This is a genomic window from Tritonibacter scottomollicae (assembly GCF_003003215.1).
In the GTDB taxonomy this organism is placed as follows: domain Bacteria; phylum Pseudomonadota; class Alphaproteobacteria; order Rhodobacterales; family Rhodobacteraceae; genus Epibacterium; species Epibacterium scottomollicae.
This window is the reverse complement of record NZ_PVUF01000003.1, coordinates 1-16,504: the sequence shown is the minus strand read 5'-3', so window position 1 is coordinate 16,504 and position 16,504 is coordinate 1. Positions and strand designations below refer to the sequence as shown.

Annotated in this window: 25 protein-coding genes and 1 tRNA gene; 19 read left to right on the top strand and 7 right to left on the bottom strand. The window is 61.0% G+C overall.

Annotated features, from left to right (window positions below):
* The first annotated feature begins 31 nt into the window (after nucleotides 1-31).
* Nucleotides 32-115 (top strand) — tRNA-Leu (locus tag CLV89_RS06065).
* 91 nt (nucleotides 116-206) lie between these two features.
* Here the strand turns inward: CLV89_RS06065 and CLV89_RS06060 are convergent.
* From CLV89_RS06060 to CLV89_RS06040, 5 genes are all read right to left on the bottom strand, one after another.
* Nucleotides 207-1,439: a site-specific integrase gene (locus CLV89_RS06060; protein ID WP_106162760.1), complete on the bottom strand. Its 1,233-nt coding sequence runs from the start codon at nucleotides 1,437-1,439 to the stop codon at nucleotides 207-209.
* The gene (locus CLV89_RS06055; protein ID WP_106162759.1) at nucleotides 1,429-1,680 is read right to left on the bottom strand and encodes a hypothetical protein; all 252 of its coding nucleotides are present in this window, start codon (nucleotides 1,678-1,680) and stop codon (nucleotides 1,429-1,431) included. Before CLV89_RS06055 ends, CLV89_RS06060 begins: the two co-directional genes overlap by 11 nt.
* 117 nt (nucleotides 1,681-1,797) lie before the next feature.
* The gene (locus tag CLV89_RS06050) at nucleotides 1,798-2,289 is read right to left on the bottom strand and encodes a hypothetical protein (RefSeq protein WP_243394943.1); all 492 of its coding nucleotides are present in this window, start codon (nucleotides 2,287-2,289) and stop codon (nucleotides 1,798-1,800) included.
* Nucleotides 2,290-2,339: 50 nt separating this feature from the next.
* The gene (locus CLV89_RS06045) at nucleotides 2,340-2,621 is read right to left on the bottom strand and encodes a hypothetical protein (RefSeq protein WP_106162757.1); all 282 of its coding nucleotides are present in this window, start codon (nucleotides 2,619-2,621) and stop codon (nucleotides 2,340-2,342) included.
* Nucleotides 2,622-2,778: 157 nt separating this feature from the next.
* On the bottom strand, nucleotides 2,779-3,495 hold the full coding sequence (locus CLV89_RS06040; protein ID WP_106162756.1) for an XRE family transcriptional regulator: 717 nt from the start codon (nucleotides 3,493-3,495) through the stop codon (nucleotides 2,779-2,781).
* A gap of 294 nt (nucleotides 3,496-3,789) precedes the next feature.
* Here CLV89_RS06040 and CLV89_RS06030 point away from each other — a divergent pair, with 294 nt between their 5' ends.
* From CLV89_RS06030 to CLV89_RS06010, 5 genes are all read left to right on the top strand, one after another.
* Nucleotides 3,790-4,020: a hypothetical protein gene (locus CLV89_RS06030; protein WP_243394942.1), complete on the top strand. Its 231-nt coding sequence runs from the start codon at nucleotides 3,790-3,792 to the stop codon at nucleotides 4,018-4,020.
* Complete coding sequence (locus CLV89_RS06025) at nucleotides 4,017-4,283, top strand: hypothetical protein (RefSeq protein WP_106162753.1); 267 nt, start codon at nucleotides 4,017-4,019, stop codon at nucleotides 4,281-4,283. The genes CLV89_RS06030 and CLV89_RS06025 overlap by 4 nt, the downstream gene beginning before the upstream one ends.
* Nucleotides 4,283-4,921, top strand: coding sequence for a hypothetical protein (locus tag CLV89_RS06020; protein WP_106162752.1), 639 nt, complete (start codon nucleotides 4,283-4,285; stop codon nucleotides 4,919-4,921). The genes CLV89_RS06025 and CLV89_RS06020 overlap by 1 nt, the downstream gene beginning before the upstream one ends.
* Before the next feature lie 179 nt (nucleotides 4,922-5,100).
* On the top strand, nucleotides 5,101-5,685 hold the full coding sequence (locus CLV89_RS06015) for a hypothetical protein (RefSeq protein WP_106162751.1): 585 nt from the start codon (nucleotides 5,101-5,103) through the stop codon (nucleotides 5,683-5,685).
* Nucleotides 5,682-6,350: a hypothetical protein gene (locus CLV89_RS06010; protein ID WP_133166704.1), complete on the top strand. Its 669-nt coding sequence runs from the start codon at nucleotides 5,682-5,684 to the stop codon at nucleotides 6,348-6,350. Before CLV89_RS06015 ends, CLV89_RS06010 begins: the two co-directional genes overlap by 4 nt.
* A gap of 103 nt (nucleotides 6,351-6,453) precedes the next feature.
* Here the strand turns inward: CLV89_RS06010 and CLV89_RS06005 are convergent, their stop codons facing one another.
* Together CLV89_RS06005 and CLV89_RS06000 are read right to left on the bottom strand one after the other, a co-directional pair.
* On the bottom strand, nucleotides 6,454-6,678 hold the full coding sequence (locus CLV89_RS06005; RefSeq protein WP_106162749.1) for a helix-turn-helix domain-containing protein: 225 nt from the start codon (nucleotides 6,676-6,678) through the stop codon (nucleotides 6,454-6,456).
* Nucleotides 6,678-7,211, bottom strand: a complete 534-nt coding sequence (locus CLV89_RS06000; protein ID WP_106162748.1) for a hypothetical protein — start codon at nucleotides 7,209-7,211, stop codon at nucleotides 6,678-6,680. Before CLV89_RS06000 ends, CLV89_RS06005 begins: the two co-directional genes overlap by 1 nt.
* A 192-nt stretch (nucleotides 7,212-7,403) precedes the next feature.
* Between CLV89_RS06000 and CLV89_RS05995 the strand changes: the two genes are divergently transcribed.
* The 13 genes from CLV89_RS05995 to CLV89_RS05935 form a co-directional block, all read left to right on the top strand.
* Nucleotides 7,404-7,736, top strand: a complete 333-nt coding sequence (locus tag CLV89_RS05995; RefSeq protein ID WP_341477107.1) for an HNH endonuclease — start codon at nucleotides 7,404-7,406, stop codon at nucleotides 7,734-7,736.
* A gap of 115 nt (nucleotides 7,737-7,851) precedes the next feature.
* Nucleotides 7,852-8,289 carry a P27 family phage terminase small subunit gene (locus CLV89_RS05990; protein ID WP_106162746.1) on the top strand — a complete coding sequence of 146 codons (438 nt, stop codon included), beginning with the start codon at nucleotides 7,852-7,854 and terminating at the stop codon, nucleotides 8,287-8,289.
* Nucleotides 8,276-9,943: a terminase large subunit gene (locus CLV89_RS05985; RefSeq protein ID WP_106162745.1), complete on the top strand. Its 1,668-nt coding sequence runs from the start codon at nucleotides 8,276-8,278 to the stop codon at nucleotides 9,941-9,943. The genes CLV89_RS05990 and CLV89_RS05985 overlap by 14 nt, the downstream gene beginning before the upstream one ends.
* Nucleotides 9,940-11,226, top strand: a complete 1,287-nt coding sequence (locus tag CLV89_RS05980; protein WP_106162744.1) for a phage portal protein — start codon at nucleotides 9,940-9,942, stop codon at nucleotides 11,224-11,226. Before CLV89_RS05985 ends, CLV89_RS05980 begins: the two co-directional genes overlap by 4 nt.
* Nucleotides 11,223-12,146 (top strand): S49 family peptidase, encoded by a 924-nt coding sequence (locus tag CLV89_RS05975; protein ID WP_106162743.1) that lies wholly within the window; start codon nucleotides 11,223-11,225, stop codon nucleotides 12,144-12,146. The genes CLV89_RS05980 and CLV89_RS05975 overlap by 4 nt, the downstream gene beginning before the upstream one ends.
* A gap of 101 nt (nucleotides 12,147-12,247) precedes the next feature.
* A complete protein-coding gene (locus tag CLV89_RS05970) occupies nucleotides 12,248-13,561 on the top strand; it encodes a phage major capsid protein (protein WP_106162742.1) in 1,314 nt (437 codons plus the stop codon).
* Nucleotides 13,562-13,632: 71 nt separating this feature from the next.
* Nucleotides 13,633-14,034, top strand: coding sequence for a hypothetical protein (locus tag CLV89_RS05965; protein WP_106162741.1), 402 nt, complete (start codon nucleotides 13,633-13,635; stop codon nucleotides 14,032-14,034).
* Between the two features lie 12 nt (nucleotides 14,035-14,046).
* The gene (locus CLV89_RS05960; protein WP_106162740.1) at nucleotides 14,047-14,622 is read left to right on the top strand and encodes a head-tail connector protein; all 576 of its coding nucleotides are present in this window, start codon (nucleotides 14,047-14,049) and stop codon (nucleotides 14,620-14,622) included.
* Nucleotides 14,622-14,945, top strand: a complete 324-nt coding sequence (locus tag CLV89_RS05955; protein ID WP_106162739.1) for a phage head closure protein — start codon at nucleotides 14,622-14,624, stop codon at nucleotides 14,943-14,945. The genes CLV89_RS05960 and CLV89_RS05955 overlap by 1 nt, the downstream gene beginning before the upstream one ends.
* A 7-nt stretch (nucleotides 14,946-14,952) precedes the next feature.
* Complete coding sequence (locus CLV89_RS05950) at nucleotides 14,953-15,432, top strand: HK97-gp10 family putative phage morphogenesis protein (RefSeq protein WP_106162738.1); 480 nt, start codon at nucleotides 14,953-14,955, stop codon at nucleotides 15,430-15,432.
* Nucleotides 15,429-15,791, top strand: a complete 363-nt coding sequence (locus CLV89_RS05945; RefSeq protein ID WP_106162737.1) for a DUF3168 domain-containing protein — start codon at nucleotides 15,429-15,431, stop codon at nucleotides 15,789-15,791. The genes CLV89_RS05950 and CLV89_RS05945 overlap by 4 nt, the downstream gene beginning before the upstream one ends.
* A 47-nt stretch (nucleotides 15,792-15,838) precedes the next feature.
* Nucleotides 15,839-16,282, top strand: coding sequence for a phage tail protein (locus CLV89_RS05940; RefSeq protein ID WP_106162736.1), 444 nt, complete (start codon nucleotides 15,839-15,841; stop codon nucleotides 16,280-16,282).
* 3 nt (nucleotides 16,283-16,285) lie between these two features.
* Nucleotides 16,286-16,504: hypothetical protein (locus tag CLV89_RS05935; RefSeq protein WP_133166703.1), on the top strand; the 219-nt coding region annotated here is incomplete at its 3' end.

Below are 16,504 nucleotides of genomic sequence, written 5' to 3'. Positions count from 1 at the left end.
CGGGTAGAGCTTGACGCTGAGGTCCAGCCGCGCGGGCGTGGTGGAATGGTAGACACAGGGGACTTAAAATCCCCAGGCTTTAGCCGTGCGGGTTCGAGTCCCGCCGCCCGTACCAATCTGAAAATAATATATTTTTCCCACTTAACGATCTGCCTTGAAAAGCCGTTGTTACTCGTCTGTTACTCGTGTTGTTACTCGTTCTGTTCTTACCCTCTTTTGGCCCGGACCTGAATCACGTTGTTTGCGGCTCCAGACCGGTCACGGGTGTAGATCGCGGTGGTGGTGCCTTGAGTGTGCTGGGCCGCGTGCTGGAGGGTAGTGGGGTCCACTAGAGACTTCGCTTCGGTGATGCCGCCAGACCGGGTGTCACGGATCTGTAGATCATCAGGGAAGGGGTCTAGTTCAGCTTTGGCACGTGCCTTGTTCACAGCGCGCAGGGCCTCCTTGAAGCCGCGGGACAGGACACCATTCTTGGGTGGCTTGCCGTTTGCCATGGTGATTACTGGGCCGGTGCGCTGATCTGTCGGGATCAAAAGCAGGCGCTGCCGGATCTCGGGGGTGTACTTCAGGCTGAAGGTGTAAGGTTCGGTCAAGCTCTTGCGGGTCTTGCTGATAACCTTGGTGAACGAGGTGACGTGCTGATCGAACATATCCCACGTCACACCGTCGACCCAAATCTGCCCGCCGTCGCGAACGCCGCCCTGCCGGGTATCGTCCTTGACCCATTGCCCGTGCACGTCGACACCGCGCAGGATAAACTCGAACCGCATCAATATGGCAAGGGCGAGGTGGGGGCGGCCCATGCGGTCGGCCTCGGCCACGATGGCCTCGATTTGCTCGCGGGTGGCATAACGTGATCGACGGGCGGGATTCTGGATGCGCACCTCCTCGCGGATCGCTTTCACCTTGGCGCAATGATCTACACCGACCTTGATCCCGTGGGAGACGATTAAGCGCCAGTGGGTGAACCATTTCTTGACGTAGTGGGTGGAGCGGCCCTTGTCGTGCATGGCTTTCTTCCACCTCATAATCCGCTCAAAGTCAGTCTCCTCGATCAGCACATTGCCAATTGCTTGCTCGATGTATCCCAGCATCTGCCGATACTTTTCCTGCGTTTGGGGCAAGACGTCATGGAAGGAGCTGAACTCGTCTGACAGGTAGCGGCCAATCAGCCACCCCCATGTACCTGCCTTCCGGCCTATAGCTTCGCCGTCAAACCATTCAAGCATCTCGCGAGTGAGGGCGCGGCAGTGAGCGGCGCGCTCCAGATCAAGCCCGTCGCCTTTTGATCCGCCGAGCTTATATGTTTTGATGCTGTATCCAGCTTCGAGATACTTCTTGCTTGGGCGCCATAGGTAGCTGTTCCGGTCTTTCAGGTACTTCAGGAACGGCGCATAGGCCGGTTCGCTGTCATCCCAGAGCGAGTCTCTAAAACGCATCGTGGTTCTCCGTATGGTTGGTTTCCGTCAACCGCCGGGAGCGCGCTTTAGCAGATCTAGCGTTGCGTTCTCGCGCCCATTCCTCAACCGCCTCACGGTGGCGCATGCCTATTGCAGGATCGATCTTGGGAAAGCCGTACTGACGTTCGAGTGTTTCACTGTTTGAGCGTAGCCACTTGACGTCATGGCCCAGCATTTTGGCTATGTCCGCTTCCTTTACGAAAAGCTGCTGAAATGGCATGAAATTTCTCTCGATTCAGGACCTTGCTTTGGGCGGCCATTGCTTCCGAACTGCGCGCCGCCTTAGGCGGCAACGAGGCGGCGCATGATGCCGCTGGTTTCGCAGGCGATCAGTGCGTTAGACATTGAAGCCACTTTGCACGAAATTCGGCGCGGGCAATTGGCCGTCGTAGGGGCAATCCGGGCGGCCATCGCTGGCGCGGCGGGGTACGCGCGCCGAGGCGGTCTTGATCCAGTTGCTCAGCGCGTTTTGGCGGGATGTGCCGGCGCATAGAATGCCCATCAGATCGACCAGCCAGAGCGCCTCATCATAGACCCATGCGTCCGAAGCTGGCGCGGTGATGCATCCGCCGAGATCTGCAAACTGCGCCGATCTCTGATGCATCGGTGTCGCCCTGAGGGTCTCTGTCGCGGCGTAGAGCGCCAGGGTGTTGATCTCGGCAGATGATGCGCGGGCGGTGGGCAATTTGGAGGATTGAGCCGCCCGCGCCTGATCCGCACCGCAAGACGGGTGCGAAACCTCGGGAACCCCATCGGCGCGCAATCCTCCAGCGCGGCGCGGGTGTTCGTTATTCGAGCAAGGGCGGCGCCCGCGGGGGCCGTCCGCCATGGGTGCGGAACCTTGAGAGATAGGGTTTGTCATTGCGGGTGCGCCTCGCCTTACGCCGCATGGGGGCCGTGCGGGCTGATCTGGCGGTCCGCCATGACGCGGCGCACCTTGTGGCCGACGCGCTCCAAGACCTGTTCGGTTGGTTCAGGTGTCGGTGCTGGGCGCTCGATCAGGTGTGCAGCGCGCAGGCGGGCAGGATCAAAGCCCTGACCGCGCGCGGCTTTTAGCGTGGCCCATGCCGTAGTGAATAGGTGCGGGGTGTCGAGATGATCCTCGGGAGAGCCAGCGATTTGCTGAGCGTCACGCAGCACGGCTTCAAGTCTGTCTTGCATTCAATCCTCCATCGGTTGATGGGAGATTGATAGTAGGGGATAATAGTCCCTGTCAATGGTGTAGTGGGGAAAAATATCCCCGTCGATGCGCAGGGCGAACGTCCTCCGATTGCCCGAAGAGAGATTCGGTCACTACGAGAATTTGGTTAGGGGGCGTTCACAGCCGCTTTGCGAGGTCCGAAGGCCAATGTAGGCGGACACGAGCGGCCCATTTTAGTCGAGTATTCCAAATGTTGTTCGCGCCTGGGTTCAAACTGATCAGGTGGAAAAGACCGGGCTCATCTCCGGCTTTCACCTGCTTTACCCAACCCATGCCTTCTTCGTCTTCACACACGCATCTGTGTCCGATGACATCGCTAGGCACGCTATCGTGCCCATTTCGCGAGTAGAAAAGTAGGTCACCTGCCGAATATACAGGTTCCATACTATCACCTTCGACCTCAACGGCCACAACTCCGCTAGGTGAAAGCCCTGGCGGGCAAGCTACCTGTGGTCCGTCGCCCTTTGCGTATGCATCAAATACAGGGACGGAGGCACCGGCGCCTACCTTGCCTGCAATGGCGATGGTTGGTGTTCCTTCGAATTCTCCTGCCATAAAGCTCTCAAGCGATATGCCAAGCGCGGCAGCTATGCGGAGCGCATCTTCTGCGTTGGTGCTTTGGGTTTTGCCTTGGTTGATCTTCTTCAGCTGCTCATACGAAACGCCAGCCTTCTCAGCCAGTTTTCGCATCGAAAGCCCAGATGCTGACATGGCTCCATTGAGCGCTTCTCTGAATGATAAAGGCATATGGAGACAATAGTCCCGCAATTCTTTTACCGATAGGAGATGATTGTCCCTTGATGTGTGGGGATTATAGTCCCTATATGGTCGCATGATGAATGCTCAGCTTATTTCTGAAATCGAGCGCTACGCGGCTGAAAGGCGCGTAGCGCCAGCCACTGTCACAAGTCGCGCGGTTGGAAACAGTCGGCTCTATCGCCGCCTGAAGGATGGAAAAAGCTGCACGCTCTCCGTTGCTGAGAGGTTGCGAAAATACATGGCTGACAATCCGCCACCGAATGAAAAGGCAGCCGCATGAGCCGCCCGCGTTTAACTCTGATCGTGAACAATGATGTGCCATGCGACCAGCCTGGCACGTCAGCTGACCAAGCGTCTTGGTCAAATCAGTTGGATCCATATGCACTGAAGATCAGCGCGCCTGACCTTTGGTCGGCTTACTTCCACGCGCGGTTCCACAGCCCGCGCGAGGTGGCGCTGTTCTGCGATGTGTCGTTCCAGACCGCGCTGAACTGGTGGGGTGCTGTAACCGCGCCCGCCAGCCATACCGCCTTGCTGATGATCCTGACGGATCCCGGCGCGGCGGCGTTCTTCCAAGACAAATTGGCGAGGGCAGCATGATGGCACAGATCACTTCACCGCGTATCGAGCGGATCGCCTATCAGATCTGGTGGCTGATCGAGGACAGGGCCGGGGAATGCACCTTGGCGGATATGGCCTCGTTTACTGGCGCATCGCGGCAGACCTGTTCCCAGATCTGCCGCTATCGCGGTTGGTCCGGACGCTATCGCAAGATGGCGCGCAGCCATGCGGTCGACAACGGCCCGCAGCTGATCGATGCAATCGATGATGAGCTGTCGTCTCTGTTTGGTGAGGCAGCCTGATGCTGGGCGCGGTTGGACTGCAGCCGGTCTCCACCGAGGAGCTGCCGGAATATCCTCTGGGGATCGAGGACCGGCTTGATAGTCACTATTTCATGGCGTGGGAGCGGCGGCGCTGGTTGAACTCGGATATGCGGCTGAAGGGCACGCCGGAGTGCCGGGCGCTCTACTTCGATCTGATCAATATCGCCTATGACCAGACGCCGGTCGGCACGGTGCCGCAGGATCTGGAGACGCTGGCCAAGCTGTTGCTGGTGGATCCGGGGCACTTCCGATCTCTGTGCAAGCTGGACTACGGCCCGCTGCACAAGTGGACGCCCTGCATTTGCGAGGGCGGCGAGGTGCGGCTGATGCATCCGATGGTGCTCCGGTCGCTGACCGAGGCGCTGTCACGCAAGGAAGACAACCGCGCCAAGCATGAAGCGGCCAATGCGGCCAAGCGGTTGCAGCGTTTGCGCATGACGGTGGCCGGCTATCACGCCGAGCTGGCGAAGAATGACGCCGCCATTCGCTGGATGGACGAATGGCTGGTCCAGGAGGGCTGCGAATACCGCAACGCCAGCTGGATCGAGCGCGCCATGCGGTCCTGGTCGACGCATATGTTCGACCTCGGCCAGGCGCGCTCCGGCTCCGTCCGATAACTGTCCGACAGTGTCCAAGACTGTCCGGCGGACAGTTCAAGACAGTCTCGGACAGTCTCAGACTGTCCTGCACGACAGGGACAGAGACAGAGAAATAACAAAACAGAAGGACAGTCGCGGGACCGTTCGGGTTCGGTGGCTGTGGATAACTCGGATTTGCTGAGAAAAGAGGTGCAGAGATGGATGCGAAGGAACAGGCGGCAGGCGCGGCGCGGGTCCGGCAGTTGTTGATCGAGCCGCTGGTGCGGCTGGGGCTGGCCAAGCCCAGCAAACTGACGGTGGCGCAGTTTGATGTGATGATCACGGATCTCTGCGGCAAGCTGGCGTATATGAATGATCTGAACCTCTCGGCGCTGGCGGAGCAGGTGGCCAGCATGCCGGGTGGCAAGGGACAGGATCAGTTCCCGATTGCGGCGAAGATCCTGCAATGGGCGGCAGCGATCCAGCCACCGCCGGATGATGCGTCGCCGCTGTTTCGGGCGGTGTTTGCGCATCGGTTGGGGCAGGCGGCGCTTGCCGAGGGCTGGGCGCCCGAGCTTCTGGGCTATCTGCGCCGGTCGAGGGTGTGGCCCAGAGAGTATGATTTGAACCAGATCCGGTCCAAGGCCGAGGATGCCCGCCGCCAGATTGTCCGCCAGGATGAGCAGATCGCGCGGGGTGGGACGTTGTCGGATGCGGATTGGAAATTCCGCAAGGCACGGCGTCAGGCGCAGGACAAATGCCAGCGGATTGCGGCACTGGTCGCAGAGGCAGGTGCGGTTTGACGGTTACGATGCGCAGCGGTGCCCATGGGATCGCGACCAAACGATCTGTTTCAGTGTTGGACATCATCGAGTGGGCGTTTCAACGCGAGAAGGTCGGCATAGACTTTGATGAGATCGAGCGCGAAACCGGGGCAAAGCCCGGTGTCGGGATGGAGTACATCTTGATGGAGCAGGCGCGGCTGGGGTGTCGGGTTCAGGGTGGCGGCACATCCTCGGCGCATCATGATGCGGATATCGTGGCCAGCACCTTGGCTGTCTTGCCGGAGAGTTGCGGTGGCCGGCGTATGGCGATCTGGATTGCGGAGCTGGCGCGCTCTGGTCGGGCTCCTGAATGGAGGAGCGAGTTGCAGGTGCGCCCCAGGGCAACCGCGACCAACCGGCATGGCACGCGGGCACGGACATCAGATGCGTTGGAACTCGGTTCAGTGGGATGGCCCCATCAAGCCCGCCGCAAGCGCAATGGCAGTATCGCGATGGAGCCGGTGCTCTACTCTCCAATTGAAATCCGTCCAACTGCGCGCGAGATCGCATCGATGCGGCGTGGATATCTGCAATGGTGGTCAGCCCTTTTGGAAATAAAATCAGCGCTTCAGATCAGTCACTTAACCTCTCATGTGGTAACGAACGTGATGCCTCCAAGCGCGCCATGGAAGAAAACCGCTTGACGAAATCCTAGCCCAATTGACATATTGCAGTCACCCAACGTGCGCCCGGTGCAGAGATCCTGCTCCGGGCGCACTTCGTTTGCGATGTCTTCCATGATGTCGCTTAGGTCGGTTGCGCCTCGGTGGTGTCGACAACCTCAAGCAAATCACCGGGCTGGCAGTCTAGTGCGGCGCATAGTTTGGCAAGTGTATCAAAGCGAATACCTTTTACGCGACCTGATTTAAGCAGGCTCAGGTTTTGTTCGGTAATGCCGATCTCTTTGGCAAGGTCACGACCTCTCACCTTGCGCTGTGCCATCACGACATCCAACCTGACAACGACTTCCATTACACGAACGCTTTGTTTTCTGTCGCGGCACCTGCCGCCTCATTCATGGCCCAACCAATAACCACCAATAGGCCGGCAACAAAGAAGAAGTTGATGTCCTGCGTCCCAATACCGAGCGAGAGCATACGTTCTCCCGCAGGGGCCGACCAGCTCATCAAAGCCGTGACAACAGGTTGGAGCACGATGCGCAGTATTGCCATGATCAGCAACGCAAGGCCGCTCTTCTTGATCAACGTGGCGCAGTGAGCTGTCAGAACTTCGCGCGCCATATAACAGCGGAACAACCTGCGCAGCAGCAGGATTGCCCAGATGGCAAAGCCAGTCGGAATAAGGCTGATGGCAAAGCCCAACCAAAACATGGGGCCGACCACGATGTTCTCTGCAGGCACCTGGAAGTCGGTAAGCTCGACGGCGTTGGGATCGGTCGCAAACAGAAAGCCAACCACCACGACGCTGGTGACGATGCCGATGACAAAGAGCGTGGCGAGTAGGTGTAGCCACCAAGATAAGCGGGACAAGCGATTTTCGCTCATGTGAAACCTCATAGAGTTGCTGTTGTGTGCTTATCGCATTTGCACTGATTCTTATCGTTTTGCAATAAACAATTGCTGATGGATGTTGATTTCGATCACGCATCTCACGTGCGTACCCCTTGCACTTTGACGAATGGATGCCTCATGGCGCGATTGAAGATTTGTGTAGCGTCGGGCTGTGAGGACTTCGCTGTGCCTGGGCTATCGCATTGCGAACGGCATGAAGCGGCGCGGCAAGACAAGCTGAAGGCGCGGCGGGCCAAGGCGCAGACCTCCGAGGCGGCGGTCATGGCGCGGATACTCTATGCCGATCCCAAATGGAAAGCGGCGCGCTTAGCTTTCCTGCGCCACCATCCGCTCTGCGTGGACTGCGGAGAGCTTGGAGTGATCGAGGCGGCAACGGATGTCGACCACATCACGCCGCACAAGGGTGACCGGAAACTGTTCTGGGATAGCTCGAACTGGCAGGCGCTTTGTCACCGCTGCCACAGCCGCAAGACTGCGCGCGAGGTGTTCCACGGGTGACCGGGGGGTATCTCAAAACTGAGCGGGATATGCCCCAAACCGGCGGGGATACCTTTGTTTTTGTGCGCGCGAAATTGAGGAAAAAAGCCCACTAATCAACCATGGAGGAAGCGGGATGAAAGGGAAGAAACCGAACCTGCAAAACGTCGTTCCCATGAAAGACGACATCCAGAAGCCTGTCCCTGACGCGCCGGAGTTTCTGGAGGGTGAGGCCCGGAAAGTTTGGGATGCGCTTGCACCCGAACTGGTTCGAAAGGATCGGCTCGATGCGCTCTATGCCTATCAGTTTGCAAGCTATTGCACCTGTGTCGCCAATTTCGTGGCGGCGTCGGCCTGCCTCGCTTTGGAGGGCTTGTACTATGAAACCAAGACCCGGAACGGGGTTCAGCAGAAAAAGAGGGCGGCTTGGGGCATCCAGCAGGAAGCGATGGCGGGCATGCGGCGGGACTCGGCACTGTTTGGCTTATCGCCGGTTGATGCGTTGCGGCTGTCGGGAGAGGGCCAAGGCGATCTCTTTGACGATGCTATGAAGATGCTCAATGGAACCGATTGATCACCCGGTCTCGCGCTATGCGACCGGGGTTGTAGAGGGAGACATCATCGCGGGCGATCTGGTGCGGATGGCCTGCGAGCGGCACCTGATGGATCTGGAAACCGGCGCGGATCGCGGGCTGTACTTTGACTGTGAGGCGGCAAGCCGGATCATACGCTGGGCGGGGATGCTGCAGCACACGACGGGCCCGATGGGTGGCCAACCGCTGAAGTTGGAGCCATGGCAGGAATTCCGGCACGGGTCTGTCTTTGGCTGGAAGCAACGCGAGACCGGGCTGCGGCGGTTCCGGTCCACCTATCACCAGGTGGGCAAGAAAAACGGCAAGACCACCGACACCGGCGTGCCGATGCTGTTCACGCAGCTCTTTGACGGCGAGGCCGCGCCGCAGGGATATTGCGCCGCCACCACCAAGGATCAGGCGGGGCTGCTGTTCAAGGAAATGAAGCGTATGATCAAGCGCTCGCCGTTTCTGGGGCAGATGATGAAGGTCTGGCGCACCTCGATTGAGACGCCGCGCACGGATGGCTCCATCGCCTGCCTGAGCCGTGACGGCGATAGCTCGGACGGGATCAACCCGTCATTCCTGGCCCGTGATGAAATGCACCGCTGGACCGACCGCGAACTGGCCGACACCATCGTGGAAAGCATGATCGCGCGGGACCAGCCGATTGACTGGGTGATCACCACGGCGGGGCAGGATCGCAACTCGCTCTGCGGTGAGATCCGCGGCTACGCTGAAAGCGTGTTGGGCGGCAAGGTCGAGGATGATGCGTTCTTTGGCTTTGTCGCGGAGCCGCCGGCGGATTGTGACCCCAGCGATCCCATTGCCTGGGCGATGGGAAACCCCAACCTTGGCATCAGTAAGAAGCAGGAGGCCATGCAGGCCACGCTGCGCTCGGCGCTGGCGATTGCAGGCAAGATGCCGAACTTTCGGCGCTTCCACCTGAACCTCTGGACCGAGGGGGCGCAGTCGTGGATCGCGCCGGATGTCTGGGATCATGGCATGGCCTCGGCGCCGTTTGACCCGGCGATGCTCTTCGGGCGCAAGGCCTGGGTGGGGCTGGATCTGTCGAACAAGATCGACACCACGGCCATCGTGGTCGCGGTGCCGGTGGATGGGCTGATCTATCTGATCACTTACACGTTCCTGCCGGAGGGGCCGAAAGGCTTCATCCAGCGGGCGCAGACGGAAAAGCGGGAATATGTCGGCTGGCGGGATCAGGGCTGGCTGGAGATACACAAGGGCGGCACGATTGATGAGGATCAGATCGCCAACCGTCTGGAGTGGATCAGGAAGAAGTTCGACCTGCAGGAAGTCGCCTATGATCCCTGGGGCATGAAGTACCTGGCGGACAAGCTGGACAAGCGGCGGTTCCCGATGGTCGAGCATCGGCAGGGCTACGCCTCGATGTCGAACCCGATGAAGAGGTTCGAGGAAAAGGTGGCGCAGAACAAGATCCGGCACGGCGGCAATCCCGTGCTGGGTTGGCAGGTGGGCAATGTCCACCGCGATGAGGACGCCGCCGAAAACGTGAAACCGAACAAGAAGAAATCCACCGGGCGCATTGATGCGGCGGTGGCGGCGATCATGGCGCTGGGGCGCGCCGAGGTCGGAGAAGAGAAACGCAAAGCACGCGAGGTCGAAGTGGTATGAAGTTGCTGGGCTTGGAGATCAGCCGCGCCGGGGCGTCGGTGCCGGCGCGGGCGCGGGTCGAGCCGCCGGTGATGGCTTCGGCGGCGGAGGTGGAGACCTCTGGCACCGCCAACCCGCAGCCATGGATGACCGAAATCGGCTGGGGTGGGGGTTCGAAACTCTCCACCAAGCTGCCGCGCGTGACGCCACAGCGCGGCGAGCAGCACGGCACTGTCTTTGCTTGCTGCAACAATATCGCCGGCGATCTGTCGAAAGTGCCACTGAAGCTGTGGCAGCGTAACGCGGACGGGCAGGAGGTCCGGGTGCGCGATCATCCGGCCAACTACCTGTTGAACGTGGAGGCTTCGCCGGGGGTGCCTGCAAAGGTCATGCGCTTTGCGCTGGTCTATGCCTGGGCGCTGCGCGGCAACGGTTTTGCCTTCGGTCCGCGTGATGGCGGTGGCGAGCTGGAGCTGATCGAGCTGGTAGATCAGGATGGATGCACCCCGCTGAAAGCCGGTCGGGATCGCTTCTATGACTTCACCGATGGGGCCGGTGTGGCGCGCCGGGTTGCCAGCCGGTCGATGGTGCATCTGCGCTATATGGCGCTGGATGGATGGACGGGTCGGTCGCCTTTGCAGGTGGCGGCGGAAACGGTGGGGCTGGCCTTCGCCGGTCAGGAGTCTGCGGCGCGGTCACTCTCGGGGGCGCATGCCAAGGCTTATATGAAGATGGGCGATTCTTATGAGAGTGATGAGGATCGCAGACGTAATGCGCGCCGCCTGAAGGAGCATCTGAGCAATCCAAACTCTGACGGTGTTCCCGTGCTGGGGCCGGATGATGACATCAAGAGCCTCGATCTGACAGCGGCGGATCAGGAGCTGCTGTCGAGCCGCAAGTTCGACCGGGAGCAGCTGGCCGCGATTTACCGCATGCCGCCGTCCAAGCTGCAGATGCTGGAATTTGGCGTGAAGGCCAACGGCGAGCAGCAGGCCATCGACTACCTCACTGATTGCCTGTTCCACTGGTCCGGCTTGGCAGAGCAGACCATGGCGATGGCGGTGCTGACCCGCAGCGAACGCGAGGCGGAGTTCTTCCTGCGCCATGACTTCGACGCACTCCTGCAGCCGACCATCAAAGAGCGCAACGAGGCCATGAACAAGGCTATCGGCGGGCCGTTCATGACGCCCAATGAAGGGCGCAAGAAGATTGGCCTTGAGCCGGTAGAGGGCGGCGAAACGCTGAACCCCGCGCCGAACATGACGCGCGATGACACCCAACCAAAGAAGGGGAAAGACGAATGAGCGGAGCCACTATCGGCGCGTTGTTCCACGGCGCGGATCTGTCAATTCATGACTCGGGGTTGGGCCTGTTGAACCAGCAGATCCCAACCGAGGCCCCGGACGCCTCAACGGACCTCCAGGCGTTGGCCGATGTCGGCGTGTCCATCGAACGCGGCCAAAGATACGCGGTGCATCGCGGCGTGGCTTATGTCCCGGTGCGCGGCGCTTTGACGCCGAACTCCGGCATTCTGGAGCGGTTCCTCGGTTGGTCCAATTATCACGGTGTCGCCGAGACCATGACGACACTGGCGGCGAGCGATGAGGTGCGCGCGGCGGTGATGATCTTCGACACCCCCGGCGGGTCTGTCCTCGGCGTGCAGGCGGCGGTCGAGGCGATCCGGTCCTGTGTGGCTGCAAAGCCGGTGCATGCCCTGGTGCATCCGCTGGCTGCGTCGGCGGGCTATTGGCTGGCAAGCCAATGCACCGAAATCAGCGCCACCCCCGGCAGCTGGGTTGGATCTGTCGGGACCATGCTGACGTCCTATCAGCCGGTGCAACCAGGTGAGGCGGGGAATCAGCTCTATATCCTGACCTCGGAGCACGCAGGCGCCAAGCGCCCGGATCTCTCTTCTGACGCGGGGCAGGCCACCGCAATGGTGCGTCTGAATGAAATGGAAGCGGAGTTCCTTGCCGCCGTGGCGCAGGGCCGCGGGATTGCTGCCGAGGATCTGCCGGGGCGAATGAGCCGCAGCGACGACATCAAACAAGGGGGCGATGTCTTCTGGAACAGCGATGCCGTTGCGCGTGGTCTGGTCGACCAGATTGAAACGCTGCCGGACTTCATGGCGCGCCTTTCTGGTCTCTACGCACCGAAGAAATCGGCTTCGTCGCGCGCCTATTTGGCCCGCGCCGCCACGGCACGGGCGCAGGCCTCTCTCTGACACTCTCTGACCGGTTTGGTCTGGGAACACCTCGCGCATTTGCGGCGGGGCCAATTGGGCTGCGCGAGTGCAGCCTTTCCATGTGAAAAAGGAGACACGACATGGACATCAACGATCTGCGCCGCATGCTGAAGGCTGCGGCGGACGCCATGGGTGACAAGGCCAAGGCGATTGAAGACCTGGAGGCGCAGGACGACGCGGAGGCCGGTGCGCTGGAGGCGGCGGTTGCGGCCTTCGAGACCGCTGAGGGCGAGTTCAAGGCGCTGCAGGTCAAGGTGACGCGGGCCGAAGCGGTTGAGCGCGCCAAGGCGGCCACCGCCACATCCGAACTCGACACCACCGGCTCTGCCGCACCACAGGCCGCGCCGGCAATGCCGAAAGACCCGGAGTACGAAGGGATTGAGGTTGGATTCATGGCGCATGCGCTGATCAACTGCAAAGGGGATCGGGACCGCGCGGTGGCGCGGCTGGAGCGGGATGGTCACAGCGCAATTTCAGCGGCGCTCTCCGGTGCTACCGAGAGCGCCGGTGGCGTGACCCTGCCACGCCCACAGGCGCAGCAGATGATTGCGCTTTTGCGTCCGCGTATCACAGTGCGCGCTTCGGGTGCGCGCGTCCACGACATGCCGGCAGGCGAACTACGGAATGCCCGTCAGGCCACCTCTTCCTCTGCAGCCTACGGTGCAGAAAATGCCGGAATCGTTGAAAGTGAGCCGACCTTTGACAAGGTTGAAGAGAAGTTCAAGAAGCTGACCACATTGGTGCCGCTGGGCAATTCTCTGTTGCGCCATTCCAGCGCCTCCATCGCCCAGACCGTTCGCGATGATATTCTCAAAGAAATGGCCCTGAAGAACGATCTGGCTTTCCTGCGTTTCGACGGCAGTGGCAACACCCCGAAGGGGCTGCGGAGCTGGGCGCTGGCGGAGCATTGGCAAGATGCGGTTGCGGGCACTGACCCGGCTGTGGTCGAACAGGCAATCCGCCGCATCGTCAGCAAAGTTGAGGACGCCAATGTGGCGATGACCACGCCGGGCTGGATCATGCGAGGGTCGGCCAAGAACTTCCTGGCCAGCCTGCGGTGGGCCAACGGCTTCAAGGTGTTCCCGTCCATTGACGATAGCGGGGTGCTGCATGGTGCCCCCATCCGGAAAACGTCCCAGATCCCCGATAACTTGGGCGCGGGTGGGAATGAGACCGAGGTCTATTTTGCTGACTTCGCCGAGATCATGATCGGCGACACCATGGACATCACCTTCGAAACCAGCACGCAGGCGTCCTTCACGGATCAGTCTGGCAACGAGGTCCACGCGTTCCAGCGTGATCTGACCCTGATGCGCGCGATCGCGGAGCACGACATGGCGCCTGCGCATGATGAGGCCATCGCCGGCCTGAACGGCGTCGCCTGGTCGCTCTGATCCCTTCATTGAACTCCTGATCCCGGCGGCGCGCGCCGGGGTCTTACCCCACTCTGACAAGGACTGCTGATATGGCAAAACTCATCGTTGAATTTCTGAAAACTCATGGCCGCTACGTCAAAGGCGACGTTGCCGGATTTGATGCCGCAACCATCGCAAAATGGCCGCAGGGCGTGTGCAAACCCTATGACCCGGACGCCTCCAAGACCGTCGAAGCGCTGAGCGTGGACACCACCGCTGCCGAACAGATGATCGCCGATGCGCGTGCAGAACTCGAAACCAAGGGGGGCGAGCTGGATGCGCGCGACGCCGACCTGAAGGCGCGCGAAGAGGCGCTTGCGGCGCGGGAAGCGGCGCTGGCTGCAGAAGCTGAAAACACGCCACCCGCACTGGAGAAAAAGACGGAAAAGCCCGCAAGCGCGTTGCCGAAGGAAGGCGCAGGCACTCCGCCAAAACAGGGCGCAAAAACGTAAGGAGCGCGAACTATGCGGGTGATCGAAGAGGGGCAAATCCCGGCGGGCGTGACCCTGGAGGACTTCAAACGGTCGGTTCATATCGCTGCTGAAGATCTGGATGACGATGCCGCCTTGAGCCTTGTTCTGGAAACGGCGGAATCTGTTGTCGCCACCGCCACCGGTCGCCCGCTGACGCCGCGCTCTGTCGAGTTCATCGTGACCCGTGGTGCTTGGGTCCGGTGGTGGTTTCCGGTGCTGCCGGTCGCGTACCTGACGGGCCTCGCAATCAGCGACGGGATTGGGGGGTGGCTCGATCAACCATTGGCGGGTGCATGGGTGCAGCAGGCCCATGATGAGCCGCAGCTTGTGTTGGGCGGCAGTTGGGCCGGTCGCTCGGTGCGCGGTGATCTTCTGCGGGTGCAGGCGACGGTGGGCGGCGCGGATGTGCCCACGCTGGCCCGTTTGCGGCAGGCGGTCTTTCTCCTGGCAAAGGAGTGGTTTGAGGCGGGTATCGCCGTGGATGGCGAGCAGCCGCCGCAGCTCTCGTTTGGGGTGCGGCTGTTGATGAAGCAGGCACGCTATCGGCGTCCTTGCGAGGTGGAGTGATGGGCAGGCGTCTGGATCGCGTGGTGACCGTGCTTGCGCGGCAGACTGAGACCACGGCCACCGGCAACAAGCGGAACACGGGCGAGGTCGAATTGCTGACGGTTCCGGCCAGCTATGAGCCGCTTTCAGACGGTGAGCGCTGGCGGGCAGGGGCGGTGGAGCAGAAGGCCGATGCCCGCTTTGTGCTGCGCTATTCCGCGCGCGCTGCGGCGATCACGTCCGAGCACTTTCTGCGGATCAATGGGGCGGATTGGGAAATCACCGGGACGAAGGAAATCGGCCGGCGGCGGTGGGTCGAGATCACCGCCCTGAAAAGTCAGTGAGGGCGACATGGCGGTGAAGATGAAGATCGAAGGCGCGGGCGATATTGAGCGCGCGCTGGCGGATATGGCGCGCGGCACGGCAAAGGGCGTGATGCGCCGCGCGATGAAGAAAAGCCTGAAACCCGTGGCGGACCTGGCGAGCGGTGTGTCTCCGTTTACCGTCGCCGTGACCAGCAAGCTGACTGCCCGTCAGCGCAAAGAGGCGCGCGGTGATACCGGGCGCAGCAAGGTGGTGCTTTATGTGGGGCCGGTGCAGCCGAATGGGGAGGATGCGCCGCATGCCCATCTTTATGAGTTCGGCACCGGGCCGCGTGTCCAGTCCTCCACGGGGCGGTCGACCGGTGCGATGCCCGCGCGTCCGTTTCTGCGGCCTGCCTGGGATGTCGGGACAACGGTAATGCTGGCAACGCTGCGGCGTGAGGTCTGGAATGAGATCGAGAAGTCGCTGGAACGCGCGCGGCGCAAGGCGGCGAGGGTGGCAAAATGAGCTTGGAGACGGATCTCTGTGCCGTGCTCTTATCATTCACGCCGGCGGTTGTCTGGGGCGGGTTTGATGACGCCGAGGGGTTCCCGCGTATCACACTGCAACGGATCTCCAACCTGACCGATTATTCCCTGAAGGGACGCTCGAACGTGGAGACGGCGCGGGTGCAGGTCAATCTCTATTCAGATGATGCAGATGAGCTGATCGAGCTTGCGCCTTTGGTCTCCACCACGCTCACCGACTATCGCGGCGGATCAGTGATCCGCATCAAAGAACTCTCCCGGCGGGATTCCACACAGGAGACCGGCGGCGATGTGATCCGGCTGCAAATGCTGGATGTGCAGGTGCGCTACCGCGCCTGATTTGGCCGGGCAACCGGCACTTCCCAAACAATATGAAAGGACGAGCCATGGCAGAGAATGTCATCGCAGGCGATCTGGCGGACATTGAATGGTCTCCGGATGGAGAAGAGGCGACGTTTGTCGTCATCAAGGGCTGCAAGACGGTGGGGATCCCCGAGGAGAACCCGGAATACCGGGATCGCACCTCGCTCGACAGCCCCGGTCGGTCGCGCGAATGGGGCGTGGGCCTCACGGATACCAGCGAGCTGACGCTCAGCTGCTTTTATTCCGCCGCGCTTTACGAGTTGGCCGCCGGCTACAAGGCCTCCGGCAAGCCGGTGTTCTTCCGGGTGAAGCTGCCAATGATGGAGGGTCAGGCCACCTCGGGGGATGTCTTTGCCTACAAGGCCTTCGTGAACCCCTCGGTGCCCTCGGTCGACCATGAGGGAGATCTGATGACGGATCTCAAACTGCGCCCCACCGGGCTCATCAGCTGGACCAAGGGGGTGTAATCGATGATTGCTGCAGCAACACTGAAGCAGGGAAAGACCACCCATAAACTGCGCTTCACCACCGGCGCGCTGATGCGCTTTGAAGAAGACAACAACGGCAAGGCCTTTGACGTGCTGATGGATGATTTGATCCAGGGCAAGGGCGGCGTGCGCCTGCTGGTCTCGGCGCTGTCGGCGGGGCTCGACAATGGCGCCGGGGTTGCGCGCGAGGAGGCGATTGCC

Coding starts and splice junctions, on each gene's coding strand:
- CLV89_RS06060 (WP_106162760.1), bottom strand. CDS start 1,439: ATGCGTTTTAGAGACTCGCTCTGGGATGACAGCGAACCGGCCTATGCG.
- CLV89_RS06055 (WP_106162759.1), bottom strand. CDS start 1,680: ATGCCATTTCAGCAGCTTTTCGTAAAGGAAGCGGACATAGCCAAAATG.
- CLV89_RS06050 (WP_243394943.1), bottom strand. CDS start 2,289: ATGGCGGACGGCCCCCGCGGGCGCCGCCCTTGCTCGAATAACGAACAC.
- CLV89_RS06045 (WP_106162757.1), bottom strand. CDS start 2,621: ATGCAAGACAGACTTGAAGCCGTGCTGCGTGACGCTCAGCAAATCGCT.
- CLV89_RS06040 (WP_106162756.1), bottom strand. CDS start 3,495: ATGCGACCATATAGGGACTATAATCCCCACACATCAAGGGACAATCAT.
- CLV89_RS06025 (WP_106162753.1), top strand. CDS start 4,017: ATGATGGCACAGATCACTTCACCGCGTATCGAGCGGATCGCCTATCAG.
- CLV89_RS06020 (WP_106162752.1), top strand. CDS start 4,283: ATGCTGGGCGCGGTTGGACTGCAGCCGGTCTCCACCGAGGAGCTGCCG.
- CLV89_RS06015 (WP_106162751.1), top strand. CDS start 5,101: ATGGATGCGAAGGAACAGGCGGCAGGCGCGGCGCGGGTCCGGCAGTTG.
- CLV89_RS06005 (WP_106162749.1), bottom strand. CDS start 6,678: ATGGAAGTCGTTGTCAGGTTGGATGTCGTGATGGCACAGCGCAAGGTG.
- CLV89_RS06000 (WP_106162748.1), bottom strand. CDS start 7,211: ATGAGCGAAAATCGCTTGTCCCGCTTATCTTGGTGGCTACACCTACTC.
- CLV89_RS05990 (WP_106162746.1), top strand. CDS start 7,852: ATGAAAGGGAAGAAACCGAACCTGCAAAACGTCGTTCCCATGAAAGAC.
- CLV89_RS05985 (WP_106162745.1), top strand. CDS start 8,276: ATGGAACCGATTGATCACCCGGTCTCGCGCTATGCGACCGGGGTTGTA.
- CLV89_RS05980 (WP_106162744.1), top strand. CDS start 9,940: ATGAAGTTGCTGGGCTTGGAGATCAGCCGCGCCGGGGCGTCGGTGCCG.
- CLV89_RS05975 (WP_106162743.1), top strand. CDS start 11,223: ATGAGCGGAGCCACTATCGGCGCGTTGTTCCACGGCGCGGATCTGTCA.
- CLV89_RS05970 (WP_106162742.1), top strand. CDS start 12,248: ATGGACATCAACGATCTGCGCCGCATGCTGAAGGCTGCGGCGGACGCC.
- CLV89_RS05965 (WP_106162741.1), top strand. CDS start 13,633: ATGGCAAAACTCATCGTTGAATTTCTGAAAACTCATGGCCGCTACGTC.
- CLV89_RS05960 (WP_106162740.1), top strand. CDS start 14,047: ATGCGGGTGATCGAAGAGGGGCAAATCCCGGCGGGCGTGACCCTGGAG.
- CLV89_RS05955 (WP_106162739.1), top strand. CDS start 14,622: ATGGGCAGGCGTCTGGATCGCGTGGTGACCGTGCTTGCGCGGCAGACT.
- CLV89_RS05950 (WP_106162738.1), top strand. CDS start 14,953: ATGGCGGTGAAGATGAAGATCGAAGGCGCGGGCGATATTGAGCGCGCG.
- CLV89_RS05945 (WP_106162737.1), top strand. CDS start 15,429: ATGAGCTTGGAGACGGATCTCTGTGCCGTGCTCTTATCATTCACGCCG.
- CLV89_RS05940 (WP_106162736.1), top strand. CDS start 15,839: ATGGCAGAGAATGTCATCGCAGGCGATCTGGCGGACATTGAATGGTCT.